This window comes from Brevibacterium sp. LS14 (assembly GCF_012027885.1).
Classification (GTDB): domain Bacteria; phylum Actinomycetota; class Actinomycetes; order Actinomycetales; family Brevibacteriaceae; genus Brevibacterium; species Brevibacterium casei.
In genome coordinates, this window is sequence record NZ_SJXG01000060.1 from 174,003 (window position 1) to 189,174 (window position 15,172).

Below are 15,172 nucleotides of genomic sequence, written 5' to 3' on the forward strand. Positions count from 1 at the left end.
TCCCGCTCCATTCTACCGTGTCGCCGATGCGCTCTCCGACCGCCTCTCGTCGAAGCGCTTGAAGCCGAGCAGGGTGAGCGCGACGATCCCGGCACCGGCCATGAGAGCACCGAGAGTCTGCGCCTGGAGCTTCGGTTCGATGAACGCGTGATCAGCGCTGTCGTCCTCCTTCGGCCGCGGAGCCTGCGCGGTGCCGATCCAGGCGGCGACGAAGAGGATGATGCGGGCGAAGATGTTGAGCGTGAGCATGATCGCGATGATCGACCCGAACACACCCGCGGCCTTGCCCGCGGAGAAGAGGTCGACGAGGACGGTGGCGAGGTTGAGGAGGATGACGAAGCAGACCGCTCCGATGAGCGAGCCCCGCACCTTCGCCTGCTTGTCCACCGGATGTTCGGGCAGCATCGTGAAGAGGAACATGAAGATCAGCCACGACGCCCCGAACGTGATGAGCATCGGCACGGCGACGAGAAGCCCGGACATCCAGCCGGAGAGGTTGAAGAGGTCGGTGATGAACGACCGCAGGCCGGTGCCGACGACCGTGAGGGCGACGGTGAGCAGCAGACCGACGATGAGCCCGAGGAGGGTCACGGTGTTGCCGACGAACTTCTTGACGAACGGCTGGTTGACCTCGTCGTCGAAGTCGTCGTGGAGCTGAGCGCGCACTGCCGCTCCGAGGTTGCCGATGAATCCCTGCCCGGTGTAGAGCCCCGCGAGGATACCGAAGATGCCGACTGCCTGCCAGTCGTTGAGGAAGCCCTCGAGCTGGTCGGTCATCGCTGAGTTGCCGGGGGAGAAGGCCTCGATCTGCTCGGTGATGACGGGAACGAGGTCGGGCCGAAGGACGTCGAGGACGAAACCGAGCCCGGCGAAGGTGAACATCGCGATGGGGACGATGGCGAGGACGAGGAAATAGGTGATCGCCGCCCCGAACTGGTTGCCGAGCCGCTGGATGAAGCGCTGCACTGCGCGGATGAGATGTGCGGGCCCGGGCTGGGTGATGGCGTGGTGTCCGGCTTCGGCGACCGGACTGCGTGAGGCCAGAATCTTCGCTGGTGTCACTGAGTGCTCCTTCATGTCACTGAGTGCTCGTTCGGTGCGGTGTCTGCTCCCACACTAACCGCTGGGAGCGCTCTGTGAGCGGCAGACAAGGCCGTTGCCTAGACTGTTGCGCATGTCGCACACCGCAGCTCTCGCCGCGCCCGGACTGCTCATGGACACCGTCGCCTCCGGCGCCGCGGAGAACCTCAGCGGCTTCTCCGCCTGGACAGTGCGCATCATGGAGACCCTCGGTCCCATCGGCGTCGGGTTCCTTGTCTTCCTCGACAACATCTTCCCCCCGATCCCCAGCGAACTCGTCCTGCCCTTGGCCGGCTTCACCGCCAGCCGCGGTCAGCTCAGCCTGGTCCTGGCGATCGTCTTCGCGACGATCGGCTCGGTCGTCGGGGCCGTCCTGCTCTACGCGATCGGCCGGTGGATCGGTCTCGACCGCATCGTGCGGGTCGCGGTGAAGATGCCGCTCGTCGACGTCGCCGACGTGCACAAGACGGTCTCGTGGTTCGACCGTCACGGCGACAAGGCCGTCTTCTTCGGGCGGATGATCCCCATCTTCCGCTCGCTCATCTCGATTCCAGCGGGCATGCGTGCGATGCCCATGGTCAAGTTCATCCTCCTCACCGCCGCCGGCAGCACGATCTGGAACACCGTCCTCATCGTCGCGGGCTTCCTCCTCGGCGAGAACTGGTCGATCGTCGAGACCTACGCCGGGTACTTCCAGACACTCGTCATCGCCGTCGTCGTCAACGCCGTCGTCGTCTGGATCGTCCTCAAGGTCCGCAGTCGCCGTCGCCGCAGCCGAGCGGAGACGACGGAGGCCTGAACCCCGCGGGTCCAGGCCTCCATCGGCGATCGCCTCGGCGAGTCACGCCATCAGGGTCTCAGCTCATCCAGGCGGCGGCGGTGTGCTCGACGGGAACCTCCTCGCCGGCGGCCACGGGTCCCGGCGGCGTGCCGTCGCCGAACGGACGGCCACCGAGCTCCTCACGACCATGCGGGGTGAGCCAGCCGGAGAGATCCGGTCCGTCGGGAACGACGCCGGTGGGATTGATGTCCTTGTGGACGATGTAGTAGTGCTGTTTGATCTGCGTGAAGTCGATCGTGTCGCCGAACCCGGGCGTCTGATAGAGGTCACGGGCGTACCCCCACAGATTGGGGAAGTCGCGCAGCGCCGTGCGGTTGGTCTTGAAGTGCCCGTAGTAGACCGGGTCGAAGCGTGCGAGCGTCGTGAAGAGCCGGACGTCCGCCTCGGTGATCGATTCGCCCATGAGGAACCGGCGGGTCGCCAGCCGCTCCTCGATCGTGTCGAGCGCGGTGAAGAGGCGATCGAAGGCCTTGTCGTAGGCTTCCTGGGACCCGGCGAATCCGCAGCGGTAGACGCCGTTGTTGATCTCCGTGTAGATGAGCTTCATGAGCGACTCCATCTCGTCCCGAGACTCCTCGGGCCAGAGATCGGGCGCACCCTCCCGGTGGTAGGAGCGCCACTGCGTCGCGAAGTCCTCGGTGATCTGAGGGAAGTCGTTCGTCACCACGGCGCCGGTGGGGATGTCGACGATCGCCGGCACGGTGATGCCCCGCGGATAGTCGGGGAACCGGGTGAAGAACGCCTGCTGGAGGCGCTCGATTCCGAGCACCGGATCGACGCCGCCGGGATCGAGGTCGAAGGTCCACGACCGTTGGTCGTGGGTGGGCCCGGGCATGCCGAGCGAGATGACGTCCTCGAGGCCGAGGAGGCGGCGGACGATGACGGTGCGGTTCGCCCACGGACACGCACGGGCGGCGATGAGCCGGTAGCGACCGGGTTCGACGGGCCAGCGGGCGTCGGGATCATCGAGGATGCGGTCCTCGATGTAGTTCGTGTCCCGGTTGTACTCCTCGCCGACGTTGACGTAGGCGGCGGTGTCGTTCGACATGGGATCTCCTCTCTGGCGATGGTGGACCCCCTGTTGGCCGCGGTCGCCTGACGGCGTCCCGACGGCCGCGGCCGACACGGTGGTTGAAATCTATACTACTCACTCCGCATAGAGGGCCTCGATCTCGTCGGCGAAGTCCTTGCCGAGCATGTGGCGTTTGACCGACTGCTTGGCCGAGAGGTAGCCGTTGGCCTCGCTGAGCTCGACGGGGACGATGCGGAACTTCTTGATCCCCTCGGCGCGGGAGACTGTGCGGTTGACACGCTCGACGGCCGCCTCGATCGTCTGCCGCACGGTGTCGTCCTCCGCGGCCTCCTCGAGTGTCATCTCGGGAAGGCCGTGGTTCTTCAGCCACGTCGGCAGCATCTCGGGGTCGAGGAAGATGAGCGCGGTGATGAACTTCCGGTTGTCGCCGACGAGCACGGGCTGGCCGATGATCGGGTGGCGGCGCAGGGCGTCCTCGAGCGGAGCCGGCGCGATGTTCTTCCCGCTCGAGGTGACGATGAGCTCCTTCTTGCGTCCGACGATGCTCAGATAGCCGTCCTCGTCGAGGGAGCCGAGGTCACCGGTGGCGAACCAGCCGTCGTGGAACTCCTTGGCCGTGGCCTCGGGGTTCTTCCAGTACTCACGGAAGACCGGGACGCCCTTGGCGAGCACCTCGCCGTCGGGGGCGATGGCGACGGTGGCGCCGGGCAGGGGCACGCCGACCGTGCCGATCTTCGACTTCTTGACGATGTTGACCGTGATCGGCGCCGTCGTCTCGGTCAGGCCGTAGCCCTCGAGGACGATGAGGCCGATGCCGCGGTAGAAGTGGCCGAGGTGGGTGCCCAGCGGTCCGCCGCCCGAGACCGCCCATTTGACGTTGTTGCCCATGATCTCGCGCAGCTTGCTGTAGACGAGCTTGTCGAAGAGGGCGTGCTGGAGCTTAAGCGACGCCGGGACCCTGCCGGCGTCCTGGGCCTTCGAATAGGCGACGGCGACCTTCTCCGCACGCCGGAAGATCTTCTCCTTCCCCCCGGCCTGCGCCTTCGCCAGCGCCGAGTTGAAGACCTTCTCGAAGACCCGGGGGACGCCGAGGATGAACGTCGGCTTGAAGCTGCCGAGGGCGTCGGTGAGCTTCGTAAGATCGGACTGATGGGCGAGCAGGGCGCCCGTGGATACGCAGAGGACCTCGATGAACCGGGCGAAGACATGGGCCTGGGGGAGGAAGAGGAGGCAGCGGCCGTCCTCTCCGGTCACCTCGGGGATCTGCTGCTCGGCGGCCTGCGCGGTCTGGACGAAGTTCGCATGGGTGAGCACACAGCCCTTCGGGCGTCCGGTGGTGCCCGAGGTGAAGATGATCGTCGCGATCGACTCGCTGCCGACCTGCGCGCGCCGGGCCTCGAGATCGGCGTCGCTCACGCTCTCGCCGGCGGCGGCGAGGTCGAGGAACGCGCCTTCGTCCCAGATCCACAGGCGCGGGGCGGGCAGACCGGCGATCGCCGCGGCATCGCGGACCCGCTCAGCGTGCTCCCGGGTCGCGACGAGGCCGCTGGTGACCTCGGCGTTCTCGAGCATCCAGGCGAGCTGGTCCTGAGAGGACGTGTCGTAGAAGGGCACGGAGATCGCCCCGGCGAACCACACGGCGTAGTCACTGAGAGTCCAGTCGAAGGAAGTGGGGCCGAAGATCGCGACCTTGTCCTCGAACCCGACGCCCGAGGCGATGAGCCCCTTGGCGGCCGCACGCACCTGCGCGACGAAGTCCGCGGTCGTCACCTCGACCCACTCCCCGTCGGAGAACTTCGCGAGGGCGCCGTGGTCGGGGTGGGACTCCAGGCGGGAGAGGAGGACATCGGTCGTCGAGGACGTCGTGTCCACGTCGAACCCGACGACCGGAGTGGATGACTGGGGCATTGTCGATGGGCTCATGTGTACTCCTTCGGGACATGGGTGACTGCCCAGTAAGCTTAGTGTGCGATCGTTCAGTAGTGAAATCGCTCACCTTTTCCGTCCTGCGAGGTCTCATCTGCAGTCTAGCCACATGAGAGGGCCGAACGCTCAGGCTACGATGGATCAAACGTGAAGTCTGGTGAAGGTTGGTAATGACGACGAACCCTGAGGAGACCGGCTTCCGCTACGACGCGGAGCTGGCGGAGAAGATCGAGTCGACTTGGCAGCGCACATGGGAGCAGGCGGGCACGTTCCACACGCCCAACCCGACCGGTGACCTCAGCCAGGACCTCGACGCCTCCTCAGCGTCCGCGTACGGACCGCCGTCCGACCTCGGCGAGCGGGAATCCCTCTACATCATGGACATGTTCCCCTACCCCTCGGGCGCGGGACTCCACGTCGGACATCCCCTGGGCTACCTCGGCACCGACGTCTACGGCCGCTACCAGCGCATGCGCGGGCGCAATGTCATGCACGCGCTGTCCTACGACGCCTTCGGCCTGCCTGCCGACCTCTACGCGGTCCAGACCGGGCAGCATCCGCGGATCACGACGGACGCGAACATGGCGAACATGAAGGCACAGCTGCGCCGGCTCGGCCTCGCCCACGACGAGCGCCGCAGCTTCGCGACGACTGACGACGACTTCGTCAAGTGGACGCAGTGGATCTTCCTCCAGATCTTCAACTCGTGGTACGACCCCGAAGCGCAGACCCCCGGCGAGGACGGCACGGGTGCAGCCCGGCCGATCTCCACGCTCATCGAGCAGTTCGCCACCGGTCAGCGCCCCACCCCCGACGGCCGTCCGTGGCAGGAGCTCAGCCACGCCGAGCAGGAGACCGTCCTCCAGGACTTTCGGCTCGCCTATGTCTCGGAGTCCCCGGTCAACTGGGCTCCGGGCCTGGGCACCGTGCTCGCGAACGAGGAGGTCACCGCCGACGGGCTGTCCGAACGCGGGAACTTCCCCGTCTACACGCGCACTCTCCGCCAGTGGAACATGCGCATCACCGCCTATGCCGACCGTCTCATCGACGACCTCGACGCCCTCGACTGGCCGAGCGCGGTCCACCGGATGCAGGTCAACTGGATCGGCCGTTCGAAAGGCGCCCTGCTGCGCCTGCCGCTGACCGGCTCCGAGTCCTCCGTCGAGGTCTACACCACCCGACCGGACACGCTCTTCGGCGCCACCTACCTCGTGCTCAGCCCCGAGCATCCGCAGGTCGCCGAGCTGACCGCAGCAGAGTGGGATCCGCAGACCCCCGAGCAGTGGCGTGGGGGAGCGGCCAGCCCCGCCGAGGCGATCGCCGCCTACCAGCGGGCAGCGGCGGCCAAGACCGACGCCGACCGGCAGCAGAGCCGGGAGAAGACCGGCATCTTCACCGGGTCGTACGCCGAGAACCCGGCCACCGGGCAGCAGATTCCGATCTTCGTCGCCGACTACGTCCTCATGGGCTACGGCACCGGCGCGATCATGGCTGTGCCCGCCGAGGACGCCCGCGACTGGGAGTTCGCGAAGGAGTTCGGTCTGCCCTACGTCCGGACGGTCCAGCCGCCTGCCGACCACGACGAGGACACCCCGTACACGGGCCCCGGAGTGATGATCAACTCCGCCAACGCCGAGGTCGACGTCAACGGGCTCGCCGTCGACGAGGCGAAGGCGAGGGTCACCGCGTGGCTGGCGGAGAAGGGCCTGGCCGAGGGGTCGACCCAGTACCGCCTGCGGGACTGGCTGTTCTCCCGGCAGCGCTACTGGGGTGAGCCGTTCCCCATCGTCTACGACGAGACGGGGACCCCGATCGCCCTGCCCGACGAGATGCTGCCCGTCGAGCTGCCCGAGGTCGACAACTTCGCCCCGCGCACCTTCGCCCCCGACGACGCCGACTCCCAGCCGGAGCCGGCGCTCGGCCGCAACCGCGACTGGGTCGAGGTCGAACTCGACCTCGGCGACGGACCGCGGACGTACTTCCGGGAGACGAACACGATGCCCAACTGGGCCGGCTCCTCGTGGTACCAGCTGCGCTACGCTGACCCGCACAACTCCTCGGCCGTCGTCGACCCCGTCAACGAGGAGTACTGGCTGGGGCCGCGGGACGCGAAGCCGCGCGGCGGCGCCGACCTCTACGTCGGCGGTCAGGAGCATGCCGTGCTCCACCTCCTCTACGCCCGCTTCTGGCACAAGGTCCTCCACGACCTCGGCTACCTCACGTCCTCGGAGCCCTTCCACCGGCTCGTCAACCAGGGCTACATCCAGGCGTATGCCTACACGGACTCCCGCGGCGTCTACGTCCCCGCCGCCGAGGTGGAGGAGCGGGCCGGCGACGACGGCGAGCTGACATTCTGGTACCAGGGGGAGCAGGTCAACCGCGAGTACGGGAAGATCGGCAAGTCGCTGAAGAACTCCGTCATGCCCGACGAGATGTACGACGCCTACGGCGCCGACACGTTCCGCGTCTACGAGATGTCGATGGGTCCCATCGAGCAGGACCGTCCGTGGGAGACCCGCGCCGTCGTCGGCGCCCAGCGCTTCCTCCAGCGGGTGTGGCGCCTCTTCGTCGACGAGACGACCGGAGAGTCCGTGATCGCCGAGGGCACCGCCGACCCGGAGACCCTCAAGGTCGCCCACCAGGTCATCGCCGGAGTCCGCGACGACATGGACCATCTGCGGTTCAACACGGCGATCTCGAAGCTCATCGTGCTCACGAACCACCTGACGAAGCAGGGTGCCGCCACGGCCGACGTCCTCGAGCCGTTGGCGATCATGCTCTCTCCCTTCGCCCCGCACCTGGCCGAAGAGCTGTGGTCGCGGCTCGGCCACGAGTCCTCGATCACCTACGTCGACTTCCCGGAGGCGGACCCCGCCTACCTCGTCGCCGACACCGTCACCGCGGTCGTCCAGGTCAAGGGGAAGGTCCGGGCCCGTCTCGACGTCGCCCCCGACATCTCCGAGGCCGACCTCGAGGCGCTCGCTCTCGAGTCGTCGAACGTCCAGCGGGCGCTCGGCGGAGCCGGCGTGCGCAAGGTCATCGTCAAGGCGCCGAAGCTCGTCAACATCGTCCCCGAGGCCTGAGTCCAGGCCTCTGACCAGGAAGGGCTCAGACCTTCATGAGCACACACGACGCCGTCCAGGACGAGATCCGCAGCACCCTCGGCGTGCGCCCGGAGATCGACCCGGCGACCGAAGTGAAGAAGCGGGTCGACTTCCTCGTCGACTACGTGCTGACCACGGGAGTGCGCGGCCTCGTCCTCGGCATCAGCGGAGGCCAGGACTCGACCCTGGCCGGTCGGCTGTGCCAGCTCGCGGTCGAGGACCTGCGCCGGCGCGGTGCCGACGCCGAGTTCTGGGCGGTGCGCCTGCCGTACCGCGTCCAAGCCGATGAGTCCGATGCGCAGGACGCGCTGAGGTTCATCGATGCCGACCACGAGGTCGTCTTCAACATCGGCGCCGCCACCGACGCCGCCGCCGAGGAGTACCGTGCGGCGATGGGGGAGGCGATCTCCGACTTCGGCAAGGGCAACGTCAAGGCGCGGATGCGGATGACGGCTCAGTTCGAGATCGCCGGGGAGAAGCGGCTCCTCGTCGTCGGCACCGATCATGCCGCCGAGGCGGTCACCGGTTTCTTCACGAAGTTCGGCGACGGTGCCGCCGACGTCATCCCGCTCTCCGGGCTGAGCAAACGGCAGGGCCGGGCCCTGCTGCGCCACCTCGGCGCGCCTGAGCACCTGACGACGAAGACCCCGACGGCCGACCTTCTCGACGAGGCGCCGGGTCAGACCGATGAGTCGTCTCTCGGGCTCACCTACGAGCAGATCGACGACTTCCTCGAGGGCCGGGAGGTCGACGATGCGGTCGCGACAACGATCATCGAACGCTACCGCGCGACCGAGCACAAGCGCCGCACCCCGGTCACCCCGACCGACGACTGGTGGATCCGGCACTGAGGGACGGCGATCGGACGAGACCCCGACCATCCGGTCGGGGTCTCTGTGCGTCTGCCTTGGGTTCAGGCGACGAGGCCGAGTTCGAGCGCGGTCTGCTTGAACTCCCAGCGGGCGGAGACGAAGCGGTCGCCGAGGCTCTCGCCGCGGCTGCGGGCCTCGGTGTACTCGCGCCAGCCGCCCTCGCGGGTGTCGCCGGGGCGGATCTCGCGCTTCGCGTCGTCGTCGCTGAGCGTCCGCGTCTCCTCGTTGACCCAGATCGACAGCGCCTCGGCGGCGCGGTAGAGGTTCATGAACGCGGTGTGCGAGCGGGGATTGTCGAAGCTCGACTTCGCGAACTCCTCGCGGAAGGTGTGCAGGGGGGCCAACTCGTCGACGGCGAGCGTGCCGAAGGTCGCATCGAGACGCAGGGACTGGACGAGGCCGCCCTCGTCGGGCAGGAGGGTGAGGATCCGCTGCGCCCGCGTCTCGTCGGGGATCTGGGCGACCTCCTCGTCGACGGGGGTGAGCCCCACCGCGTCGAGGCGTCCGCGTTCGGTGCTCAGACTCTGGCGCAGCCCATCGATCTGGGTCTGGGCCCGTCGCCATTCGCCGTGGAAGATGAGCAGAGCCGCCGCCGCACCGAGGCAGACGACGATGCCGATCACCCACGCGAAGGGGTGGAGCGGGGGGATGAGGAAGAGGACGAGTCCGACGACGACGATGGCCGCGAGTGCCACCGCTGCCGTCGAATTGGTGAGGAAATCGAGGAAACGCTTCACGAATCCAAGCGTACTGTTTCCGCCTCCAGATATCGTGCAAGCAGGTGACATATAGTGTGCGTGAAATTGCTCGGTTCGAACGGGAGTGTGCGGGTGAAGGTTTCGGTCATCGGTTGTGGGTACCTGGGAGCCGTGCACGCGGCCGCGATGGCGTCGCTGGGCCATGAGGTCGTCGGCGTCGATGTCGACGAGGCCAAGGTCAGCGCCCTGCGCGAGGGCAGGCCCCCGTTCTTCGAACCCGGCCTCGCCGACCTGTTGCTCGAAGCCCAGGACAAGGGCAGCCTCGACTTCACCACCGACATCGCCGATGCCGCCGAGGCGCGCGTGCACTTCGTGTGCGTGGGCACCCCGCAGAAGCCCGGCGAGTTCGCCGCCGACGTCACCTATGTCGATGCGGCTGTGGATGCGCTGCTGCCGCACCTGCAGCCCGGGGCGGTCGTCGTCGGCAAGTCGACGGTGCCCGTGGGCACTGCCGGTCGCCTCGCCGGACTCGTCGAACCCGCCGGGGGAGTCCTCATGTGGAACCCCGAGTTCCTCCGCGAGGGCCACGCCGTCGAGGACACGCTCCACCCGAACCGTCTCGTCTACGGTGTCGCCGACGGGCAGGCCGGCCAGACGGCCACTGAGGCCCTCGACGAGGTCTACGCCTCGATGCTCGAGGCCGACACTCCGCGCCTGGTCGCCGACTTCGCGACCGCCGAGCTCGTCAAGACCGCGGCGAATTCGTTCCTTGCCACGAAGATCTCGTTCATCAACGCGATGGCCGAACTCTGCGAGACCTCCGGTGCCGATGTCACGCTGCTTGCCGATGCGATCGGGATGGATGACCGGATCGGTCGGAAGTTCCTCAACGCGGGTCTCGGCTTCGGCGGCGGGTGCCTGCCCAAGGACATCCGGGCGTTCATGGCCCGGGCCGGTGAGCTCGGGGCCGATCAGGCGGTGGCGTTCCTCAGGGAGATCGACTCGATCAACATGCGTCGGCGGGTGCGGATGGTCGACATTGCCCGCGATGCCCTCGGCGGGTCGTTCATCGGCAAGAGGATCACGATCCTCGGGGCGGCGTTCAAACCCGACAGCGATGATGTCCGGGACTCGCCGGCCCTGGCCGTGGCCCGTCTCATCGGCACCCAGGGCGGTGTCGTCACCGTCACCGATCCCGAGGCTGTCGACAACGCCTCCCGGGCGTTTCCGGAGCTCAACTTCGTCACCGACACCACCGAGGCGCTCACCGGGGCGGACGCGGTGCTCCTGCTCACCGAGTGGAGCGAGTACCGTGACCTCGATCCGGCCCAGGTGGCGGGCCTGGTGGCGAACACGGTCCTCGTCGACGGGCGCAACGTCCTCGATCCGCAGCAGTGGCGGGCGGCGGGGTGGACGTATCGGGCGCTGGGGCGCCCATGAGGATCGGTCTCGTCACCGACTCGACGGCGCAGCTGCGTGAGGACGAGATCGCCCGGCTCGACGAGACCACCGGCGGGCTCTTCCGCATCGTCCCGCTCACCGTGATCATCGGCGGCGAGTCCTTCACCGACGGCGACCTCGACGTCGACGTGCTCTGCCGGGAGATGGACGCCGGCACCGAGGTGAGCACGTCGATGGCCACCCCCGGCCAGTTCGCCGCCGCCTACTCCGACCTCATCGACCACGGCGCCGAGGCGATCGTCGTCGTCACGATGTCCGGCGAGCTCTCGGGCACCCGGGACTCCGCGGTGAGCGCAGCGGCCGACCAGCCCGTGCTCATCGACGTCGTCGACTCCCGCACCACCTCGGCGGGACTGGCCGGGGCCGTCGAGGTGGCCGCGGCAGGGATCGCCCGCGGTGAGGACGTCGCCTCGATCGCCGGGACCGTCGCCGACTGGTGCGCCGGAGAGACGACGACGGTCTTCGCCCCGCAGAGCCTCGAGCATCTGCGCCGGGGCGGGCGCATCGGCGCCGCGTCCTCGCTGCTCGGTCGCGCTTTGCAGATCGTTCCCGTACTCGGGCTGACCGGCGGGGTCGTCACCCCGATCGCCCGGGTGCGCACGCGCGCGAAGGCGCTCGAGCGGATGAGTCTCATCGCCGCCGAGGCGGCCGCATCCCTGAGCGAGGACGACCGGCCGCTCGAGATCGAGGTCCAGCAGGCCGACGGTCATCCTGATGATGCGGACGTCGTCGCTCTCACCGAGAAGCTCGCCGAGCGGGGGCTGACGACGAGCTTCCGCACCCTCTCACCGATCATCACCGCCCACGTCGGTCCCGGGGCGCTCGGCATCACGATCCAGACGACGCCCTGACTCCTCACTCGTGCGCATTTTTCTGTGCACGCTCGCCCCACTCGTGCGCTCACGGCCTGTGGACGCTCAGCCTCCGTCCACAGGCATTGTCGACCTCCTGGTCTCCTGGCGGGTTCGAGCCGTAGCGTGCGCGCATGGCTGTGTCCCCCGACGACCGGTTCGCCGGCCTCCTCACGTCGAGTGCGGAACGCGGCGGCTGGGTGCCCGGCGATGTCGTCACGAGCGACACTGCCGGCGACGAGGAGCCCGTCGAGCCCCGCCGCGTCCGCCTGCCCGTGCTCATCGCGCTGGCCGTGGCGACGCTCGCCGTCCTCGTCCTCGCGTACTGGGTGCTCCGGCCCGCTGACACCGAGCAGGCACCGAGCGCCCCGGCACCTGTTGCCACGGACGCTCCGGCACCAGGGGCGGGCGACGCTGCACCGGGCGGGCAGGGTGCAGCCGGTGAGACGGGTGGTGCGTCACCCGAAGCCGACCCTGCGGCCGAGGTCGTCGTCCACGTCACCGGGGAGGTGGAGAATCCCTCCGTCGTCACCCTGGCCGGCGGTTCGCGCGTCCGCGACGCCGTCGATGCCGCCGGTGGCCTGACGGCCGATGCCGACGCCGAGGCGGTCAACCTCGCCCGTATCGTCGCCGACGGCGAGCAGATCCGGATCCCCGCAGTCGGGGAGGACCCTCCCGCCTCGGCGCCGACGGCTCCCGCTCCTTCGGGCGCAGACGGCTCGGGCTCAGACTCGACGGGCAGCGGGGGAGGCGCCGATGCCTCGGGCAGCGGGACCGGCGCGAAGATCGATCTCAACACGGCGGATTCGACGACCCTGCAGACCCTGCCCGGAGTCGGCCCCGTCACCGCCGAGGCGATCATCGCCCACCGCGAGGCGACGCCGTTCATCAGCGTCGAGGACCTCCTCCTCGTCAAAGGCATCGGTCCGAAGACGTTCGAAAGCCTCAAGGACCTTGTCACGGTCGGGTGAGCCGAGGGCAGGGCTGCGTCGTACCGTCGTCGACTGGACGCGGACCACGGCGACCCTGTGGCCGGGATCGGTGCGCCTCGTCGCCTGCGCGGCGGGGCTGTGGGCACTCGCCCTCCTCGCGCCGGGACCGTGGGTGCTCGGGTTCGCCGTCGTGATCGGCGCGGTCGGCTTCGCGCTCCTGAGACCGCGTCACCACCTCGGCGTCGGACTCATCGTCTTCGCGTGCCTCGCCTCGGTCCAGGTCCTCACGCTCGCCGCTGCGCGCGGCCCCGACGGACCCACGGACACCGAGGGGATCGTCGTCGGTACGACGACGCCCGGCCCGTCCGGATGGTCACGACTGACCCTGCTCACCCCGGCCGGATTCGCCGAAGTCCTCGCCCCAGGCACCCCCGCCGCCGGCTCGCGCGTCGTCATGCGCACCGAACGCCTCGACCGGATCCGCGTCTCCGAAGCGGAGCCGGCCGTCATCCGGGCCCCGAACCGCGTGTGGCGGTGGCGGGCCGAACTGCGGGAACGGTTCCGAGCGGACTCCCTGGCCGTCGGCCACGACGGGGGAGCGCTCCTGCCCGGCCTCGTCGTCGGCGACACGGGCCCGCAGGATGCGCAGATGGTCGAGGACATGCGCATCGTCTCCCTCACGCACCTCTCCGCCGTCTCGGGTACGAACGTGACGATCGTCAGCCTCGGCGCGGGACTCCTCGCCGGCGCCTGCCGTGCGGGACCGCGCACGCGGGTGACCGTCGGGGTGCTCACGTGCCTGGGCTACGTTTTCATCGTCGGCGTCGAACCGAGCGCGATCAGAGCGGCGGGGATGGCGATCGCCGTCGCTGTCGTCTTCCTCCGCGGGGGTGGGATCTCTCCGGTCGCCGTCATCGCCGGCACCGTCAGCCTGCTCCTCACCGGTCTGCCGATGCTCGCGTCCTCGGTGGGCTTCGTCCTCTCTGTGATCTCGACGACCGCGATCATGTTCGCCGTCCCGATCCTGCTCAGACGCCTCAACGTGCGCTGGCCGCGCGCCCCGAGCGTGGTGCTCACCGCCCTCCTCGTCCCGCTCGTCGCGCAGCTGGCCTGCACGCCCGTGCTCGTCGCCATCGACCCGCGCCTCGGGGGATGGGCGGTCGTCGCGAACGCCCTCGCGAGCCCCGCGGTCCTGCCGGCGACCATAGCGGGATTCCTCTCCCTCGTCACCGGCGGCCTCAGCCTCCTCGGCGTTCCGGTCATGGGCTTCGCCACCGGACTCACGGCGTGGCTTGGCTCCCTGTTTGCGTGGTGGATCGTCGCTGTCGCCCGCGTCTGCGCCCGTCTGCCCGGAGCGTCTCTGTCGTGGCCGGAGCCTCCCCTCGGATCGATCGTCGCCCTCGTCCTCCTCGCCGGACTGGGTATCGGCATCGTCCTACTCGTGCGCAGACGCCTGTGGGGAATCCCCGTCATCGTCCTCGTCATCGCCCTCGGAGCGGCCGTCGTCGTCACCGGCAGTCCCCGGGGACCGGCGCGGGATTGGCTCGTGCTCGTCTGCGATGTCGGTCAGGGGTCGGCGACCGTGATCAACCTCGGCGACGGGGCGGGCCTCGTCGTCGACGCAGGTCAGGATCCGGTGCCGATCGATGCCTGCCTCGACGATGCCGGCATCGACCGGCTCGACCTCGCGATCTCGCATTTCGACGCCGACCACAGCGCCGGGTATGCGGGGGCGACGTGGTCGCGTGAGGTGCGTCGGCTCTGGGTCTCGGAGACCGTCGCGAACGGTCCGGAGGTCGCCCGGATCGTCGCGGACACCGGCGCCGAGGTGGTCGGACTCTCCCGGGGGAGTCGAACCGATGTCGGCGGGGTCGGCATCGAGGTCCTCTGGCCGCCGGCCGCGGCGGCGGGCACCACGGCCTCTGCGGACAGCGGTCCTGGGAGGGTACCGGATCCCTCGGCCGTTGCGGACCCGCCCGGCACGGACGCCGAGTCGGGCACTGCGGCGCGCAACGAGGACTCCCTCGTCCTGCGCGTCGACCTCGATGGGTTGAGCGTCATCATCCCCGGCGACATCGGCGAGGAGGAGCAGTTCGTCCTCGCCCAGAGCGTGCGTCCGGTCGATGTGCTCATCGCGCCGCACCACGGGTCAGGGGATCTCTCGGCGGAGTTCTATCGGGCGGCCGGCGCCCGCCTCGGCGCGGTCTCCGTCGGTGAGAACCGCTACGGTCACCCGACCACGGAATCCCTGCGCGCCTTCGGTCCGATTCCGGTGCTGCGCACCGACCGGTGCGGGACGATCGCCCTCTACTCAGGCGGCCGATACAGCACCGCAAGCAGCTGCGACCGCTGAGCCGTGTCGGCGGCGGCCGCT

General features: G+C 68.9%; 11 protein-coding genes. 7 read left to right on the plus strand and 4 right to left on the minus strand.

Translation table 11 applies throughout. The features are described from left to right. Window positions 1-12: 12 nt before the first annotated feature. On the minus strand, window positions 13-1,062 hold the full coding sequence (locus EZE58_RS15255; RefSeq protein ID WP_131247775.1) for a YhjD/YihY/BrkB family envelope integrity protein: 1,050 nt from the start codon (window positions 1,060-1,062) through the stop codon (window positions 13-15). Between the two features lie 112 nt (window positions 1,063-1,174). Here EZE58_RS15255 and EZE58_RS15260 point away from each other — a divergent pair, with 112 nt between their 5' ends. Beyond that, entirely contained in the window at window positions 1,175-1,879 is a 705-nt protein-coding gene (locus EZE58_RS15260; RefSeq protein ID WP_167560876.1) for a DedA family protein, read from the plus strand. Between the two features lie 58 nt (window positions 1,880-1,937). Here the strand turns inward: EZE58_RS15260 and EZE58_RS15265 are convergent, their stop codons facing one another. Together EZE58_RS15265 and EZE58_RS15270 are read right to left on the minus strand one after the other, a co-directional pair. Next, the gene (locus EZE58_RS15265) at window positions 1,938-2,969 is read right to left on the minus strand and encodes a glutathione S-transferase C-terminal domain-containing protein (protein WP_167560878.1); all 1,032 of its coding nucleotides are present in this window, start codon (window positions 2,967-2,969) and stop codon (window positions 1,938-1,940) included. Between the two features lie 99 nt (window positions 2,970-3,068). After that, window positions 3,069-4,877, minus strand: coding sequence for a long-chain fatty acid--CoA ligase (locus EZE58_RS15270; RefSeq protein ID WP_223289879.1), 1,809 nt, complete (start codon window positions 4,875-4,877; stop codon window positions 3,069-3,071). Window positions 4,878-5,050: 173 nt separating this feature from the next. Here EZE58_RS15270 and leuS point away from each other — a divergent pair, with 173 nt between their 5' ends. Both leuS and nadE read left to right on the plus strand, forming a co-directional pair. After that, the gene (gene leuS / locus EZE58_RS15275) at window positions 5,051-7,963 is read left to right on the plus strand and encodes a leucine--tRNA ligase (protein ID WP_063250139.1); all 2,913 of its coding nucleotides are present in this window, start codon (window positions 5,051-5,053) and stop codon (window positions 7,961-7,963) included. Window positions 7,964-7,998: 35 nt separating this feature from the next. Then, window positions 7,999-8,835: an ammonia-dependent NAD(+) synthetase gene (gene nadE / locus EZE58_RS15280; protein ID WP_009377096.1), complete on the plus strand. Its 837-nt coding sequence runs from the start codon at window positions 7,999-8,001 to the stop codon at window positions 8,833-8,835. A gap of 62 nt (window positions 8,836-8,897) precedes the next feature. On the opposite strand, the gene EZE58_RS15285 is transcribed toward nadE, so the two are convergent. Beyond that, window positions 8,898-9,593: a hypothetical protein gene (locus EZE58_RS15285; RefSeq protein ID WP_009377097.1), complete on the minus strand. Its 696-nt coding sequence runs from the start codon at window positions 9,591-9,593 to the stop codon at window positions 8,898-8,900. Between the two features lie 93 nt (window positions 9,594-9,686). Between EZE58_RS15285 and EZE58_RS15290 the strand changes: the two genes are divergently transcribed. The 4 genes from EZE58_RS15290 (at window position 9,687) to EZE58_RS15305 (ending at window position 15,151) form a co-directional block, all read left to right on the plus strand. Continuing rightward, window positions 9,687-10,994 carry a UDP-glucose/GDP-mannose dehydrogenase family protein gene (locus EZE58_RS15290; RefSeq protein ID WP_040341484.1) on the plus strand — a complete coding sequence of 436 codons (1,308 nt, stop codon included), beginning with the start codon at window positions 9,687-9,689 and terminating at the stop codon, window positions 10,992-10,994. Next, window positions 10,991-11,866, plus strand: coding sequence for a DegV family protein (locus EZE58_RS15295; protein WP_101623713.1), 876 nt, complete (start codon window positions 10,991-10,993; stop codon window positions 11,864-11,866). Before EZE58_RS15290 ends, EZE58_RS15295 begins: the two co-directional genes overlap by 4 nt. A gap of 134 nt (window positions 11,867-12,000) precedes the next feature. Then, window positions 12,001-12,837 carry a ComEA family DNA-binding protein gene (locus EZE58_RS15300; protein WP_167560880.1) on the plus strand — a complete coding sequence of 279 codons (837 nt, stop codon included), beginning with the start codon at window positions 12,001-12,003 and terminating at the stop codon, window positions 12,835-12,837. Continuing rightward, window positions 12,821-15,151, plus strand: coding sequence for a ComEC/Rec2 family competence protein (locus EZE58_RS15305; RefSeq protein WP_095375500.1), 2,331 nt, complete (start codon window positions 12,821-12,823; stop codon window positions 15,149-15,151). The genes EZE58_RS15300 and EZE58_RS15305 overlap by 17 nt, the downstream gene beginning before the upstream one ends. Window positions 15,152-15,172 lie beyond the last annotated feature (21 nt).

Bases quoted from the DNA above. Each gene is read 5' to 3' on its own strand.
- EZE58_RS15260 (WP_167560876.1), top strand. From the start codon at position 1,175: ATGTCGCACACCGCAGCTCTCGCCGCGCCCGGACTGCTCATGGACACC.
- EZE58_RS15295 (WP_101623713.1), top strand. From the start codon at position 10,991: ATGAGGATCGGTCTCGTCACCGACTCGACGGCGCAGCTGCGTGAGGAC.
- EZE58_RS15270 (WP_223289879.1), bottom strand. From the start codon at position 4,877: ATGAGCCCATCGACAATGCCCCAGTCATCCACTCCGGTCGTCGGGTTC.
- leuS (WP_063250139.1), top strand. From the start codon at position 5,051: ATGACGACGAACCCTGAGGAGACCGGCTTCCGCTACGACGCGGAGCTG.
- nadE (WP_009377096.1), top strand. From the start codon at position 7,999: ATGAGCACACACGACGCCGTCCAGGACGAGATCCGCAGCACCCTCGGC.
- EZE58_RS15265 (WP_167560878.1), bottom strand. From the start codon at position 2,969: ATGTCGAACGACACCGCCGCCTACGTCAACGTCGGCGAGGAGTACAAC.
- EZE58_RS15300 (WP_167560880.1), top strand. From the start codon at position 12,001: ATGGCTGTGTCCCCCGACGACCGGTTCGCCGGCCTCCTCACGTCGAGT.